At 67.8% G+C, this 14,977-nt stretch carries 14 protein-coding genes; 4 read left to right on the top strand and 10 right to left on the bottom strand.

Features of this window, described 5'->3' with window-relative positions:
* The first annotated feature begins 683 nt into the window (after window positions 1–683).
* Window positions 684–1,172: a MarR family winged helix-turn-helix transcriptional regulator gene (locus ACFTS5_RS33090; protein WP_378639005.1), complete on the top strand. Its 489-nt coding sequence runs from the start codon at window positions 684–686 to the stop codon at window positions 1,170–1,172.
* Window positions 1,173–1,230: 58 nt separating this feature from the next.
* Here ACFTS5_RS33090 and ACFTS5_RS33085 read toward each other — a convergent pair whose 3' ends face one another.
* Window positions 1,231–1,635, bottom strand: coding sequence for a hypothetical protein (locus ACFTS5_RS33085; protein ID WP_378639002.1), 405 nt, complete (start codon window positions 1,633–1,635; stop codon window positions 1,231–1,233).
* An 80-nt stretch (window positions 1,636–1,715) separates the two neighbouring features.
* Entirely contained in the window at window positions 1,716–3,215 is a 1,500-nt protein-coding gene (locus ACFTS5_RS33080; RefSeq protein ID WP_378639001.1) for a flavin-containing monooxygenase, read from the bottom strand.
* Window positions 3,216–3,316: 101 nt separating this feature from the next.
* Between ACFTS5_RS33080 and ACFTS5_RS33075 the strand changes: the two genes are divergently transcribed.
* The 3 genes from ACFTS5_RS33075 (at window position 3,317) to ACFTS5_RS33065 (ending at window position 6,395) form a co-directional block, all read left to right on the top strand.
* A complete protein-coding gene (locus ACFTS5_RS33075) occupies window positions 3,317–3,871 on the top strand; it encodes a YdcF family protein (protein WP_378638999.1) in 555 nt (184 codons plus the stop codon).
* A 67-nt stretch (window positions 3,872–3,938) separates the two neighbouring features.
* Window positions 3,939–5,567, top strand: coding sequence for a GMC oxidoreductase (locus ACFTS5_RS33070; protein WP_378638996.1), 1,629 nt, complete (start codon window positions 3,939–3,941; stop codon window positions 5,565–5,567).
* Between the two features lie 165 nt (window positions 5,568–5,732).
* Window positions 5,733–6,395, top strand: a complete 663-nt coding sequence (locus ACFTS5_RS33065; RefSeq protein WP_378638993.1) for a VIT family protein — start codon at window positions 5,733–5,735, stop codon at window positions 6,393–6,395.
* A gap of 45 nt (window positions 6,396–6,440) precedes the next feature.
* Here ACFTS5_RS33065 and ACFTS5_RS33060 read toward each other — a convergent pair whose 3' ends face one another.
* From ACFTS5_RS33060 to ACFTS5_RS33025, 8 genes are all read right to left on the bottom strand, one after another.
* Window positions 6,441–8,012, bottom strand: a complete 1,572-nt coding sequence (locus ACFTS5_RS33060) for a Na+/H+ antiporter (RefSeq protein ID WP_378638990.1) — start codon at window positions 8,010–8,012, stop codon at window positions 6,441–6,443.
* Window positions 8,013–8,065: 53 nt separating this feature from the next.
* Entirely contained in the window at window positions 8,066–8,704 is a 639-nt protein-coding gene (locus ACFTS5_RS33055) for a hypothetical protein (protein ID WP_378638987.1), read from the bottom strand.
* Window positions 8,705–8,836: 132 nt separating this feature from the next.
* Window positions 8,837–9,790, bottom strand: a complete 954-nt coding sequence (locus tag ACFTS5_RS33050) for an MlaD family protein (protein ID WP_378638984.1) — start codon at window positions 9,788–9,790, stop codon at window positions 8,837–8,839.
* Entirely contained in the window at window positions 9,787–10,839 is a 1,053-nt protein-coding gene (locus tag ACFTS5_RS33045; protein WP_378638982.1) for an MlaD family protein, read from the bottom strand. The genes ACFTS5_RS33050 and ACFTS5_RS33045 overlap by 4 nt, the downstream gene beginning before the upstream one ends.
* On the bottom strand, window positions 10,836–11,933 hold the full coding sequence (locus tag ACFTS5_RS33040; protein WP_378638979.1) for an MlaD family protein: 1,098 nt from the start codon (window positions 11,931–11,933) through the stop codon (window positions 10,836–10,838). The genes ACFTS5_RS33045 and ACFTS5_RS33040 overlap by 4 nt, the downstream gene beginning before the upstream one ends.
* Window positions 11,933–12,952: an MlaD family protein gene (locus ACFTS5_RS33035; protein ID WP_378638976.1), complete on the bottom strand. Its 1,020-nt coding sequence runs from the start codon at window positions 12,950–12,952 to the stop codon at window positions 11,933–11,935. The genes ACFTS5_RS33040 and ACFTS5_RS33035 overlap by 1 nt, the downstream gene beginning before the upstream one ends.
* Window positions 12,940–13,944: an MlaD family protein gene (locus ACFTS5_RS33030; RefSeq protein WP_378638974.1), complete on the bottom strand. Its 1,005-nt coding sequence runs from the start codon at window positions 13,942–13,944 to the stop codon at window positions 12,940–12,942. The genes ACFTS5_RS33035 and ACFTS5_RS33030 overlap by 13 nt, the downstream gene beginning before the upstream one ends.
* A complete protein-coding gene (locus tag ACFTS5_RS33025) occupies window positions 13,941–14,975 on the bottom strand; it encodes an MlaD family protein (protein ID WP_378638971.1) in 1,035 nt (344 codons plus the stop codon). The genes ACFTS5_RS33030 and ACFTS5_RS33025 overlap by 4 nt, the downstream gene beginning before the upstream one ends.
* Window positions 14,976–14,977: the final 2 nt, after the last annotated feature.

The following is a 14,977-nucleotide window of genomic DNA, read 5'->3' as shown; positions in this document are numbered from 1 at the left end:
AGAGCGAATCAAAACTATCTAAACTAGAGTCCGAAAATCTAGCAAAGCCAAACACCAGCAAAAAAGTTTTCGCTGTTGTTTTTCAATGTCCAACCTTCCACGACCGGGGGGTACGCGAAGGCTGGAACCAATATAAATATTGGCACTGACATTCATCGACACACTATTGAGTTCTCAAAGAACACACGCACACACTTCTACCCACAACTTCTCGTCAGGGTTTCGGTGAGGCAAGGGTTCAAACTTAGCTCAGACAACCAGCCGGAAGCAAATCCGTACCGAGTCCGTCTGAACACGCAGTCAGTCAGGCGCTCATCGTCCTACCTCGTGTCTCGGCCGCTGGGCGGCTGAGTCGGTGTCCGTGTCGCTCTGACTCGAATAAAGTTACGTGCCGACCAACACGAAGTCAAATCGCCTGGAAGATTCGGTATTTCCCCAGGTCACACCCATCACGCCACTGCGGGTTAGAGCCGTGCGATCGCCGGCGACCCTCGCGATCGGCGAGGGCGAATGATCGGCGATCAGGCGGCAACTGATCATTCGTCCAGGCCGTGGATGATCTATAACACACGGTTTACCTGGCGTCATGACGCGACAAGCATGGACAGCAACCCCCCTCCGATATACAGTTTGCCATCGTTCAGCAATTTTGTGGCTACCATTTGGGTGGAAGGCAGGCCGAGGTGATAGAGGATTTCGACTCGGTCGAGCGTCGCGCCTGGAGCGCGGTGGTCACCCTCTCGATGCGCGTACCGAGCGCACTCGATTCACGACTACAACGGGAGTTCGGGGTAACCCATTTCGAGTACCGGGTCATGGCCCTGCTCCACGAGGCGCCGCGACGGCGGATGCGGTTGAGCACGCTCGCGGCCCGGGGACACGGGTCCATCTCGCGGCTCTCCCACGTGGTGTCGAAGCTGGAGCGAGTGGGCTGGGCGCGGCGGGAAGCGACCGAATCAGGACGCGGGATCGACGCGGTACTCACCGAAAGCGGGCAGGCCAAGGTGGTGGAGGCGACGCCGGACTACCTGGTCGCGGTGCGCAAGCTGGTACTCGACGGACTCGACGCTCCGCAGAAAGCCGAGCTCGCGGTCCTGGGCGAACGGCTCTCGTCGCATCTGATCCACACGCTCGGCGACGCCGAGGCGGGGCATACGGCGCTCGACTACTGAGACGACCAACGCCGCCTCGATGATCCGGGGCGGCGTTGGTCGGATGGGTCAGGACAGCTCAGGCGTTGTTCGGTCGCCAGGTGGCCACCGCCCAGATCACCACGATGTCGACGGCGATGATCAGGATCGACCACCACGGGTAGTACGGCAGCCACAGGAAGTTGGCGATGATCGACAGTGCGGCGATCACCATGGCCGAAACCCGCCCCCAGGTCTGGCCTGCCAGCAGGCCGATCGCGACGATGACCGCGATCGCGCCGAGAACGATGTGCCACCAGCCCCAGCTGGTGAGGTCGAACTGGTAGGTGTACTCCGGTCCGACAACGATGAGATCGTCGTTGGCGACCGCGGAGATTCCCTGGAAAATCTGCAGGACACCGACAACCGCCAGCAGGATGCCAGCGCCGATGGAGGTTCCTGCCGCGATTCCGTTGCGCAGCTGGTGCTGATTCGTGTCTGTCATCGCTGGGCCTTTCCCGTCAGGTCAATGCCACGTGCCACCACGGCACACGACAACGGTAGAAACCCGACAAGCCCCGCGCCTCACCCGTTGCGGGTGAACTCTCCTACTCGACGGGGCACCGGCCGCAGGGTTTTGCCGAGGTCGGTGCGCAGCGTGATCAGCGCGTCGAGCAGGTAGTTCTGCCTGACCCGCCACGGATGACGGTCGCCCTGACGAGGGAACGCCGCGATCGAGCGCAGGACGTAGCCGGCGTTCAGATCGAGCAGCGGGCGTTCGGCGAGCGCGCCCTTGGGTTCGGGGACGACCGCGGCGTTGCCGGTGCGGTCGAGGTGGGTGAGGACTTTGCAGACCAAACGGGAGGTGAGGTCGGCGCGCAGCGTCCAGGACGCGTTGGTGTAGCCGACGCAGATGGCGAAGTTGGGCAAGCCGGTGAGCATGGCTCCCTGCCAGACGAACTGGTCGGCCAGCGGCACGGGGGTGCCGTCGACCGACGGCGCGATGCCGCCGAAGGCCAACAGGCGCAGGCCGGTGGCGGTGACCACGATGTCGGCGGGCAGCGTCTCCCCCGATACCAGCCGGATCCCCTCCGGCACGAAGGCGTCGATCTGGTTGGTGACCACCGAGGCCTTGCCCTTTTTCATCGCCTTGAAGAAGTCGGCGTCGGGGGCGGCGCACAGGCGCTGATCCCATGGGTCGTAGTCGGGTGTGAAGTGTTCGGCGACGAGTTTGTCGTCCTTGAGGATGCGGGTGGTGAGGTCGGTGAGCAGCTTGCGCGCGGCGGCGGGACGACGGCGGCAGAACTGGTAGAAACCGATGTTGAACAGGATGTTCTTGGTCCGGATCAGCCGGTGGGCCACACCCGCGGGCAGCAGGTTGCGGATCTTGTCGGCCTGCTTGTCACGGCCGGGGACGGCGCTGATCCAGGTGGGGCTGCGCTGCAACATGGTGACGTGGGCGGCGTCGGCCGCGAGGTTGGGCACCAGGGTGACGGCGGTGGCGCCGCTGCCGATGACGACGATCCGCTTGTCACGGGTGTCGAGGTCGGCAGGCCAGAACTGCGGGTGCACGACGGTGCCCGCGAAGGTGTCGCGGCCGGCGAACTCGGGGGCGTGTGGCTGCTGGTAGTCGTAGTAGCCGGCGCACGCGTAGAGGAAACCGCAGGTCAGAGTGCTCAGCTCGGGACCGTCGGGGCCCTCGTGGGCGATGGTGAGCCGCCAGTGGGCCTGCGCCGATGACCAATCCGCGCCGATCACCCGCGCACCGAAGCGAATGTGCCGGTCGATGCCGTTCTCCTGCGCGGTCTCGCGGATGTAGTCCAGGATCGCGGCGCCGTCGGCGATGGAGCGGGCAGCGCGCCACGGCTTGAACGGGTAGCCGAGGGTGAACATGTCCGAATCCGAGCGGATGCCCGGGTAGCGGAAGAGGTCCCAGGTGCCGCCGAGGTCGGCGCGCGCCTCCAGGACGGCGTAGCTGCGATGCGGGTGCTCGGTCTGCAGCCGGTAAGCTGCCCCGATGCCGGACAACCCGGCGCCGACGATGACGACGTCGAGGTGTTCGGGGGCAACGGCGGTATCGGTCATGGGCTCCAGTGTGCCTGGCGAAGGACCGCCGCAGAAGAGCGTGTCCCCGCCTCGATCGCGGGCCCGGCGGCCGTCGTCGAGATTTCGGTATCGTCGGTGCCGTGTCGATCTTTCGGCGTGCGGGATGGTTGCTCGTCGGCGCACTGGTCACCGTGCTCGCTGCCGCATTCGCCGGCTGGCCGGTCTTCGTGCATCCCCAGATCGACCCGCTGCGGCCCGCCGATGTGATCGTGGTGCTCGGTGGCACCCCGTACGAGCGGTTCGACCTCGGCATCGAACTCGCCGAGCGCGGCCTCGCCCCCGAGGTGCTGATCTCGCAGTCCACCGGCGCCGATGACCCGATGATGGACAAATACTGCGGCGGCCGATTCGCCTTCCGTGTCTCGTGTTTCGTGCCCGACCCGTGGACCACCGATGGTGAGGCGCGCGAAATCGTCCGGCGCGCAAAGATCTACGGGTGGAACCACATCATCGTGGTCACCTTCACGCCGCACGTGTCGCGCGCGAGGTACATCGTCGAGAAGTGCTACGACGGCGAGATCACCATGGTCGCCAGCCCGTCGGAATCGGGGCTGGGGTTCTGGTCGTATATGTATGTGCGCCAATCCGCCGGGTACATCAGGGCTTTTGTCAATCAGCATTGCGAGACCGACTGACACACGATGGCGCTGCTCTTACAGTGGGATCAGCGGTGCGGGGGCACCGCCGGTGAGAGGACCGCCGATGCTTGTCGAGGATCTGCGCACCGTCGGTGACGACGCGTTGCGCACCCAGATCTGCGTCATCGGGTCTGGCCCCGCGGGCCTGACGGTGGCCACCGAACTCGCCGCCGCCGGACTGCGGGTACTGGTGCTGGAGAGCGGCGGACACGAGATCACCGCGGACGACACAGCATTCGCCGCGATCGAGAACATCGGCGCACCCCGCGCGGAACCGCACCGGATCGCGGGAAACCGGGTGCTCGGCGGCAGCTCACACACCTGGGCAGGGCGCTGCGGCGTGCTCGACGATCTCGACTTCGCCCATCGGCCCTGGGTCACCCGGTCCGGCTGGCCGATCGACGCGGGCGCACTGCGCCCCTTCGCCGAACGCGCCGCCGCGCACGCCGGGCTCGGGCACGGCACCGGCTTCACCGAGCGCGAATTCTGGCCGCTGGCCGGGCGGCAAGCACCCGCCGACGCGCTCGACACCGCCGCGCTGCGCCCCTACTTCTGGCAGTTCAGCCGCGACCCGGCCAACCGGCTCGACTGCAAACGGTGGGGACCGCGGGTGCGTGACATCGTCGCGCCGACCGCGCGGGTACTGGTGAACGCGACGGTCACCCATATCGATACCGATACCACCGGCGCGCATGTGAATTCGGTCGAGGTGACCGGAGCGGGTGGCCGTGTACGCACCGTGGAGGCGCGGGTGTTCGTGCTGGCCGCTGGTGGAATCGCGACACCACGGCTGCTGCTGGCATCGCGACGCACCGTCGTCGGCGGGATCGGGAATCGGTACGACCAGGTGGGGCGATGCCTGATCGATCATCGCAGCGGAGTGGTCGCGACGCTGCGCCCCGCGCAGGCCCGGGCAGCGCTCGACCGGTTCGGCAAGTACGTCGTGAAGAGCGCGCGAGGTAAGCACACCTTTCTGCACGGGATGGCGTTGTCGCCCTCGGTGCAGCGGCGCGAGTCGCTGGTGAACTGTGCGCTGTGGTTGCAGGAGATCACCGACGACGACGATCCGTGGGACTCGGCGAAGCGGTTGCTGCGCGGCCGGGTTCGGTGGCAGGACCTGCGAAACTTGCTGTCCGACAACGGGTTTCTAGCCAGCGGTGCGCGGCGCGGATCGGTCGACGGTGTCGGGTTGCCACACCGGCTGGTCCATGTCGAGGTGCGGGCTGTAGTGGAGCAGACACCGGACGCCGACAGCCGGGTACGGCTCTCGACGCGCACCGACCCGCTGGGAATGCCGCTGCCGCAGGTGGACTGGCGGATCAGCGATCAGGAGGATCGGACGGTGCGCCGGGCGACAGCATTGCTCGCGGGCGAGTTCGCCCGGATCGGCTTGCCCGCGCCGCAAGTAGTTCCCGCGGCGTTGCCCGACAGCACCGATTCCCTACCGCTCACCGACTGCGCGCATCCCAGTGGCACCACCCGGATGTCGGCCGACCCACGGCACGGGGTCGTGGACCAGCACTGCCGGGTGCACGGGGTGGACAACCTCTACATCGCGGGCAGTTCGGTCTTTCCGACGAACGGGCACGTCAATCCGACGTTGACCGTGATCGCGCTCGCGGTACGTCTGGCCGACACACTGCGCGCGGCCATGGCGGCCACTGCTGATTCCCCGGTTACCCGACGGAACTGAGCGGTGGCCGACTTCTCCGCGGCGAGCCGATGATCTGCTGGTTGTCCCGACTAGGCTGAGCGGGTGCCGGACTCGCCCGCAGAGAACAGTCGTCCGAGGCAGGCCGGGGATGCGCCCCGGTCAGGTCATCCGCACGAGCCGCATACCGAAGGTCTCGCGACCCGGTTGAACTGGTTGCGTGCCGGAGTGCTCGGCGCGAACGACGGCATCGTTTCCACCGCCGGGTTGGTCGTCGGTGTCGCCGCGACCACGAACAACGCCCAGACGATCCTCACCGCGGGCATCGCGGGACTGGTGGCGGGGGCGATCTCGATGGCCGCGGGCGAATACGTGTCGGTGAGCACTCAGCGGGATTCGGAGAAGGCGCTGCTCGCCAAGGAACGCCGAGAACTGGCCGACGAACCCGATTTCGAACTGGCCGAGCTGGCCGGGATCTACGAGAAGAAGGGCCTCAGCCCGGCCACCGCGCGCACCGTGGCCGCCGAGCTCACCGCCCACGACGCGTTCACCGCGCACGCGGAGGCCGAACTCGGCATCGACCCGCGCTCGCTGACCAACCCGTGGGCGGCCGCGATCTCCTCGGCGATCGCGTTCACCTGCGGTGCGCTGCTGCCGTTGCTGGCGATCGTTTTGCCGCCCACCGGATGGCGGGTACCGGTGACGTTCGCCGCGGTGCTGATCGCCCTCGCGATCACCGGGTCGGTGAGTGCGCGGCTCGGCGGTAGCAATCTCGGACGCGCGGTGCTGCGAGTGGTGGTCGGCGGCGCGCTGGCCATGGCGATCACCTACGGAATCGGGGCTGCCACAGACTCGCTGGGAATCGGCTGAGCTCCGAGCAGGTCGGCTCGCGACTGACAAACGGGCAGTGCGCCGTCAATGCATCGGGCCGAGGTCGAGCCGGCGGGTGACTCGGTCGACAACATCCGGGGGCATGCCGGGTTCGCGACGAGCGGCTTGGGCTTCGCGACGGCCTGCCTCGGTGACGGCTGCGCGGACCGCACGCATCTGGGAGGCGAGTTTGCGTTCCTTGTCCAGCGCGGCTTTCGCGTCGGCGTCGGCCGCCTCGGGATCGGCTTTGGCGGACAGCCGACGCAGCAGCGCCTTGAGATCCTCGTAGACGTCCTCCGGGAGGTTGTCGCGGGCGGCGATCGCTTTGAGTTCGGTGAGTTCGGCGTTGACGACCCTGGTCCAGAGCGCCTGTTCGACGGCGCGTTCCTGGCGGGTGTCGGCGTGCACCCCGGTGAGGCGGACCACCAGTGGGAGGGTCGGGCCCTGTACGAGCAGGGTGAACAGCACGACCGCGAACGCGATGAACAGGATCTCCGAGCGGGCGGGGAAGTCGGCGCCGGTGTCGAGGGTGAACGGCACGGCCAGTGCCAGCGCCACCGTCGCGACCCCGCGCATGCCCGCCCACCAGGTGACGATCACCTCGCGCCAGGTGAACGGTTCGTCGGTGTTGGGCAGTTTGCTGCTGATCGCCCAGGTCGCCATCAGCCAAGCCAGGCGCAATCCGACGACGACCACGATCACCGCGGCGGTGACCCCGGCCAGTCCCGGCCAGTTGTGTCCGGTGGTGTCGATGACCACCCGCAGTTCGAGGCCGATCAGGGCGAAGGCGAAACCGGTGATGAGCATTTCGGTGATGTCCCAGAACGAGTCGGCGACCAGGCGATAGTCGCGGTCGCCGATTTCGGTGACGGCATCGGTGAGGTACAGCGCGCAGACCAGCACCGCGAGGACCGCCGAGCCCTCCCAGTGCTCGGCGATGCCGTAGGCGGCGAAGGGCAACAGCAGGCTCACCGCGACCTGACCGGTGGCCGTGTCCAGATACTTGGTGAGCTTGCTGCCCAGCCAGCCGAGCAGCAGGCCGACGGCGACGCCGACCACCGCGGCGATCGCGAAGTCACCGAGCGCGTGCCACGGCGAGAACAGGCCGGTGACCACTGCCTGGATTCCGACCGTGTAGATGACGATCGCGGTGACGTCGTTGAACAGCCCTTCGCCGCCGAGGGTCACGATCAATCGGCGTGGCAGGCCTAGGCTGCCCGCCATGGACGTGGCCGCGACCGGGTCGGGTGGTGCGACCAGGGCACCGAGCACCAGGCCCGCGGCGACCGCGGTGGCGGGATTCCACGCGTGGAAGACCGCGGTGACCGCGATCGCGGTGACGATCACGAGCCCCACCGCGCGCAACGCGATGATCTGCCAGTTCTCCGCGAACTGCCGCCATGACGTGCGGCGCGCGGCGGCGTAGAGCAGTGGCGGCAGGACCAGGGGCAGGATCAGCTCGGGCGGGATGTGCAAGCTGGGCACGGCCGGAATCAGCGCGAGCAGGCAGCCGAACACTGTCATCAGGATCGACGGCGCGAGACCGAGGCGCGCGCCGAGTGGTTCGGCGAGCACGGCCGCGAGCAGGATCACCAGAGTCAGCACCAACTGGTCCATAGCTGACCAGTCTCACCGACATCGGCGGCGCACGGGGATCGACCCGCCGCCGGTCAGGGCCGGACGGCTGCCGCCGGTGGGAGCAGGATCGGCGGGAGGGGGAACGGCAGTTGCAGGACAGGGGGCGGCGGAGGAGGCGGGGGCGGCGCCGGGGCGGGTTCGGGTTCGAAGACCGGGGGCGGCGGCTCGGGCGGGGGCGGCGGCTCGTAGGCGGGCGGCTCGTAGGCAGGCGGCGGAGGCGGGGGCTCGAACGCGGGCGGGGGCGCAGGTGCCTCGACAGGCACGGGCCCGGGGGCGGGTTCGGTTCCGGGCGGCGGGGGCGGAGGTGGTGGCGGCGCGGGGGCCGCTGCCGGGGGCAGGGCGTCGGGGGTGGTCACCGTGCACTGCCAGCTGCCGTCGTCGTGGACGCGCCAATGCGCGACGATGCCACCGGCCGAGCAGTTCCCGCCGACCCGCCTGGCCGGCCACGGGGGTGCGAATTCCTGGTCCTGATCGGTCCCGGCGATCGGGAGACCGTTGGCGTCGGATCCCATCGGGTTCACCGACGGGTTGTCGTCACCACCCTGATCGGCGCGCATCACCAGGCCGAGCGCGACCACCAGCGCGAGTATCGCGGCGAGTACCGCCGCGATCGCGATCATCCGAGTACTGCTGCCGGTCCGTGTTTGTGGACCCTCGCTGCTCTCTGCCATCGCACCGCCTTTGCCGCGGACCAGGTCTCCCCTCGTTCGGTCACGCTACCGTACGGTTGCTCGCAGATCGCTCTGCTCGACGGAACAACCACTGGCCAGGGCAGATACCTATATCCGATGGTTGCCGGATGTTCACTTGATCGCGACCCGCACCTTCACCGCGTCGGCGTCGGTGTTGTGCAGAGCCTGCGCGATCAGTGCGCTCAGATCGAGCTGCGGAGCGGTCGCGGTCACCGATTCGGTGAGTGGGCGCAGTCCGGGCAGCAGGGCGGAGAGCTCGGGGCCGAGCTCGTTCAGCTTGGCGCTGAGCTGCTCGAGCAACGGCACCAGACCACCGTCGCGCACGTAGATCCGCGGATCGCCTTCGGTGGCCCGGCCGACCGATTCGACGAACTGGTCGATCACCTGGCTCAACCGGATGAAGGCGGGCGCGGCGGCCGAGGTGGCCGGTCCGGCCCAGCCGATGTCACCGGAAACGTACTCGAAGTTGTTCTGCAACTCGCCGATCGCCGGTGCGCGGCTCATGAGCGCGGCGGCGAGCAGGTCGCCCGCCCTCGCCAGCTCGGGGACGACATTCTCGGTGCCGACCATCGCCGTGCCGAGGGTGTCGACCAGGGAGCCGACGACCGCGGGATCGAGCTGCTCGACGGTCTTGGTGACCAGCCGCGCGACCTCGGGGATCGACATCGGGGTGCGCACGTTCTCCCCGGACAGGCGCTGTCCGTCGGTGAGATAGGGACCGTTCGCGTCGCGCGGCACGAACTGCACGTACGGCTCGCCGAGGGAGGACAGGTGCTCGATGGTGACGACGCTGCTCATCGGCACCTTGTGGTCGGCGCCGAACCGGAAGCCGACCTGCACCCGACCGCTCGCCGAGGTGTCGACGCCGGTGACCTCGCCGATCTCGATGCCGGTCAGCAGGATCGGCGAACCGACACTGAGGCCACCGGAATTCGCGATCTCGATCGAGGCCGCGGTGTAGTCGGCGAACGGGTCGACGCGCACCACCCCGAAGGTCAGGTAGCTCGCGCCGAGCACGGTGATGGCGGCGATGCCGCCGAGGGAGGCCAGTGCACCGATCTTCATCGCACCATTCCGATCATCCGCAGCGCGGTGACGATCTGCGCCACCTGGTCTTCCTCGGATACCTGGACGCCGGTGACGTTCACCTTCGGGCCGTTCTCGACGAAGGGAATGATCTTGTCGCGCAGCAGCGCGGTGAGCAGCGCCATGTTGGTCGAGGAGCGCAGGTCGGCCGAACCGCCGGTGGCCAGCGGCAGGAACGCCGACGCGGCGGCATCACCGGAGTTCGCGATCGGGGCCAGCCAGGTGAGCGAGGAACCCACCGGGCCGAGCGCGTCGAAGATCTTCATCGTCTTGGCGATCGAATCCTGGGTGCCCGTCAGCGACGCGACGGCCTCGGGAGTGAGGATGCTGGTCAGCGCTTCTTCGGTGTCGTCGTGCAGGATCGCCGCATTCCGGCTCAGCCCGTTGACCAGCAGGTCGACCTGGTCGAGATGGGCCGCCAGGTCGGCGGCGTCGGCGCCCATCACCGCCGAGATGCGCGCGGTTTCCTTGGGATCGGGTGGCATCACCGAGTTGATCCGGCCGAGCATCTCCTGCAGCTGACCGATCGCACCGCCCTGCACGAACAGCGCCATGGTGGCCATCGTGTCTTCCAGCTGCACAGGCGGTTTCGTGCGCTCGATCGGGATGGTGCCGCCGTCGCGCAGCAGGTCGCCGAAGCCGTCCTTCGGAGTGGTGAGCGAGAGATGGATGTCGCCGAGGATGGTGTCCTGGCGCAGTTCGGCGATGGACTTCGCCGGCAGCTGCACGGTGTCGAGGATGTCGGCCTCGACGATGACGTAACCGCCGCGGCCCGCGGGCGCATCGGCGGGCTGGACCACCCGCACACCGTCGACGATGCCGATCTCGGCGCCGTTGGCGATCACCTTCGACTTGGCGGGCAGGTTCAGCGCGCTGCTGAACTCGATCTGCACACGATAGGTCGAACCGCTGACGGTCGAGCCGGGGACGGGCACTTCCGCGGGGTCGAAACCGCAGCCGCCGACCGCGAGTCCGGCCGCGACGACGAGTGCGACCGCGCTGCGGCGCAACATCTTTCGGGTGTTCATCGAGCACCTGCCATTCCCAGCACAACCTGCACGAGATTCACATCGGCCAGTCCCTGCGCCGGGTCGGGGCACTGCCCCGGAATCAGCTCGTTCACCGCGCCGCACACCTGGTCGGCCTCACCGACGGGCAAGGCGACCTTCGGCGGCGCGTAGGTGATCGCGGTGCCGCCCGCGGGATCGGTGGCGCTGCGGAAGGCGGAGGCGAGCGCGGGCATCTTCGCCACGATCTCGCTGAGCGATCCGACGTTGGCGCGCAACAACTTCACCAGCGGGACCACGTCGTCGAGCGCGCCGATCAACGGATCACCGAGAATGACGGCGACATCGTTGAGCATCGGCAACAGCTCGCCGAGACCGTCGAACAGCGAGGTGGCCGGGCCGAGCAGGTCGTCGGAGGCCATGTTGAGCAGCGGGGCCAGCCGGACCAGCATCGTCTGCAGGTCGCCCCAGTTCGCGGAGACCCGGTTCGAGACCGAGGCGAACGCGTCGAAAAGACTGGCGAGATGGCCGATGTCGGCGTCGGGCTTGTTCATCGCCGAACCGAGCTTGTGGATGAGTTCGTTGACCGTCGGGCCGGTGCCCTCGGTGGCGCGGTTGAGCGAGGACAGGCCGTCCGACAGCGCGCTCGGCGCACCCGCGGTGCCGCCGGAGAGTTCGTCGGACAGGCTCGCCAGCGCCGTGAGCGTTTCGGTGATGCTCTTGGGTGTCAGCGTTTTGGTGATGCAGCCCCCCGCGAGCGGCGGCGCGGCCTTGCCGGTGGTGAGCACCGCCAGATTGCGGTCCGCCGCCACCGAATACGCGACGGTGGTGGCGGAAGCGTCGGAGTTGACGTCGAATTCGGCGTCGACCTCGAACTCGACGCGGACCTTGGCGCCCTCGTTGCGCACCGCGGTCACCTCGCCGACATCCATGCCGCGCATGGTGACGTGGTTACCCGGGTAGAGGCCGATCGCGTCGGGCATGAGCGCGCAATAGGATTCGGTCTTCTTCAGCGGATCGAAGGCGATGAAGTAGCCGCCGGTGACCAGCGCCACGAGCACCGCGACGCCGGCGATCGACATGAACGCCTGGGATCCGAGTAGTCGTTTCAGCATCAGCACGCCTTCCCGGGCAGCGGTACGCACACGCGGGCGCTCGACTGGTCGACGACCACACCGGCCTCAGGGGTCGCCAGCTGCGACAACTTGGTCTGCAGCGCACCGACCGTGCCGATGACGGGCTCGAGCTGACTGCTGAGTTCCCCGAGCCTCGGCAGCGCGTCGGCCAGCGCCTGCACCTGCGGCTTCAGGGTGGAGTCCCAGGTCGGGGCGAGTCCCGCCAGGCGATTCACCACCGAGGTGAGCAACCGAACCGCTTCGGCCATTTCGGCCCGCTTGCTCAGCAGCACGTCTTCGAGCATGTTGACGTTGTCCATCAGCCTGCCCAGATCCGCCTTGGCGCCGTCGTACATGGTGATGTACTCGTCGACGACCGCGATCGACTTCGACACCTGCGAGCGCTGACGATCGAGCATGTCGACGTACTTGCCGACGGTGTCGAGCGTGGTGCGCAGGGCTTCGGGCGAGGTCGCGATCGCGGAGTTCGCGGCGGCCAGGTTGTTGCGCACGGTGTCGCCGTCGACGGCGGCCAGCGGCGCGGTCGCGTCCTGGAAGGTCTCGATCAGGCTGTAGGGCAAGCGGATTCGATCAGCGGGAATCGCCTTGTCCCCCAGCGGCTTCGAACCCGCGGGGTAGAGCGCCACGTAGTGACCGCCGACCACGGTGAGCATGCGGACATCCAGGGACGTCTGATCACCCACGAAGACATCGTTTTTCACGGTGAACCGCATGAGCACCTTGTCGGGCTTCAGTTCCAGCGAGGTGACGCTGCCCACCGAGATGCCGGCCAGGCGCACGTCGTCGCCCTCGCGCACCGACTGCGCTTCGCTGAGCTCGGCGGTATAGGTGTTCTTGCCCAGCGGCACCACATACACCACGCCCGCGGCGATGATGAACAGCACGACCAGGCTCAGGCCGATGATCCCCATCCGCAGTTCCCGTGCGAGTTTGCCCGCTTCATCGGGGATCGGGCGATCACCGGCGAACAGCGCGGCGAGCTTCTTCAGCGGTTGCATACGGTGACCTTCTGTCCGGCGATCAGCACCTGTAGCGGCGCGGGCACCTCGGCGGCGCCGTTGCTGCAGTGCGGCGTGAAGTCGGCGAAACCGCGCGCGAGCGAGGCGTCGACCGTGGCCAGCAGACCGGGGAGCTTGCCGAACACCTCGACGGCTTCCTGTGGATTGGGGAACAGCGCGCGGATCATCGCGTCGACATCGGCGCCGCCGCCCTCGACCAGGCCGAGCGAGGCGAGCAACCGGTCCACCGGCGCCAGCACCGAGGGCGCGGTCATCGCGAACTGCGCGACACCGCCGATATTGCGCTGCATCGCCTCGAAGATGTCGGTGAGCCGGGCCAGCAGCGGCACCAGGTGGCCGACCTTGCCGCCGTGGCGTTCGGACAGCTCCGACAAGTTGTGGATCAGCGTGCTGATCACCTGCTGACGGTCGTCAGCGTAGCTCGCGAGCTGATCGATCGCGGTGAGCGCGGGGCCAAGGCCCGTGCCATCGCCCTCGATCACGGCGAGCATGCTGGCGGTGAACTGGTTGATCGCCTCGGGCGACAGCGTGGCGAGCACCGGCTTGAGGCCGCTGAACAGACTGGTCACGTCGAAGGACGGGACGGTCATGTTGGCGCCGATCCGTGCCCCTGCCGCGATGGTCTTGCCCGGTTTCGGCGCCTGCTGCAGGTCGATATAGCGCTGGCCGGTGAGGTTCTGGTAGCGGATGGCCAGCTTGGAGTTGTCGTAGATCGGGGTGTCGGTCTTGACCGTGATCGCGACCTTGGCCTTGTCGCCTTCGAGGCTGATCTTCTCGATCTTGCCCACCTGCACGCCGAACATCCGCACGTCGTTGCCGACCTTGAGGCCGTTGGCGTCGGTGAACAGTGCGTCATGGGCGACGGTGTCGCCGTCGACCGGGCGCTTGATCAGGGTGAACACCATGCCGAGGATGGCGATCATCACCAGGCTGAAGACACCGAGGCGCAGTGCGGTTCCGCGAATCTTCATCGCCCACCGGCCTTTCCGAACAGCGGCACCGCGATGCCGGGGACACCGCTGAGCTCGACGTCGAGATTGAGGACAGGACCGTTAGGGCTGTCGGGCATCGCGCCGCGCAGATTCTGCAGCAGGGCGGTGAGATCGGCGCCGGTCCGGCTCGGATTCGGCGACATCTGCGCCAGCGCGAGCAGCATCGGCGCGAGCATGTCGGTGGTCTCGGCGAAGTGCCCGCCCGCGGTGCTCACGGTGGTGGTGAGCGCGGGCAGGATGGAGCCGCCGATCACCCCGACGCCGATGTCGTAGCGCTCTTTGTCGATCTGGGTCACCCGGATGTCGCTGAGCTGGTCGATCACCTTCATGGTGGCGCTCGCGAACTCGCCGCCGCCGTCGAAGGCGGGACCGAGCTTGCCGAACAGCTCCGACGGCATCACGTCCTGGTTGTCGGCGAGGGTCTTGGCGACCGTGATCAGGGCCTGCACCAGCGGGGTGAAGGCCTTGAAGTCAGCGGCCAGCTGGGAGATGACGGTGGCCATCTGGGGGCTGGTCACGGTCATGCCGACCTGCGAGAGGCTGCGCAGGATGGCACTCATCGTCGCGTCGTAGACCCGGTCGTTGTTCGCGCCGGTGAGGTCGAGGACCGCGCCCTCGCGCAGCGGCGAACCGCCCGCGCCACGGCGCAATTCGATCTCGGCGATGCCGAACAGGTTGGTCGGGGCGTAGTCGATCGCGAGACTGTCGTCGATGCCGACCAGTCGCTCGGTGTCGAGCAGCAGCGCGATCTGCTGGGTGCCGCGCTCGCCGGGGGTCACCTCGGCGACCTCGCCGACCGTCACGCCGTCGACGCGGACCTGGCTGCCCGCGCTGATGCCGTCACCGAGGTGTTCGGTGTGCAGGGCGATGCGCAGGCCGTCTTCGGCGCGCAGATTCGAGTAGGTGACGTAGGCGAGTGCGATGGCCGCGATCACCGACAGGATGATCACGCCGGTCAGCCGCGACGTGCGCCGATCGGCCGCGACGCCGGGCATTCCATAGTTAGGCATCT

Origin of the sequence: Nocardia sp. NPDC056952, from assembly GCF_042674185.1 — a bacterium.
Classification (GTDB): domain Bacteria; phylum Actinomycetota; class Actinomycetes; order Mycobacteriales; family Mycobacteriaceae; genus Nocardia.
This window is presented reverse-complemented; position numbering and strand designations above follow the sequence as displayed.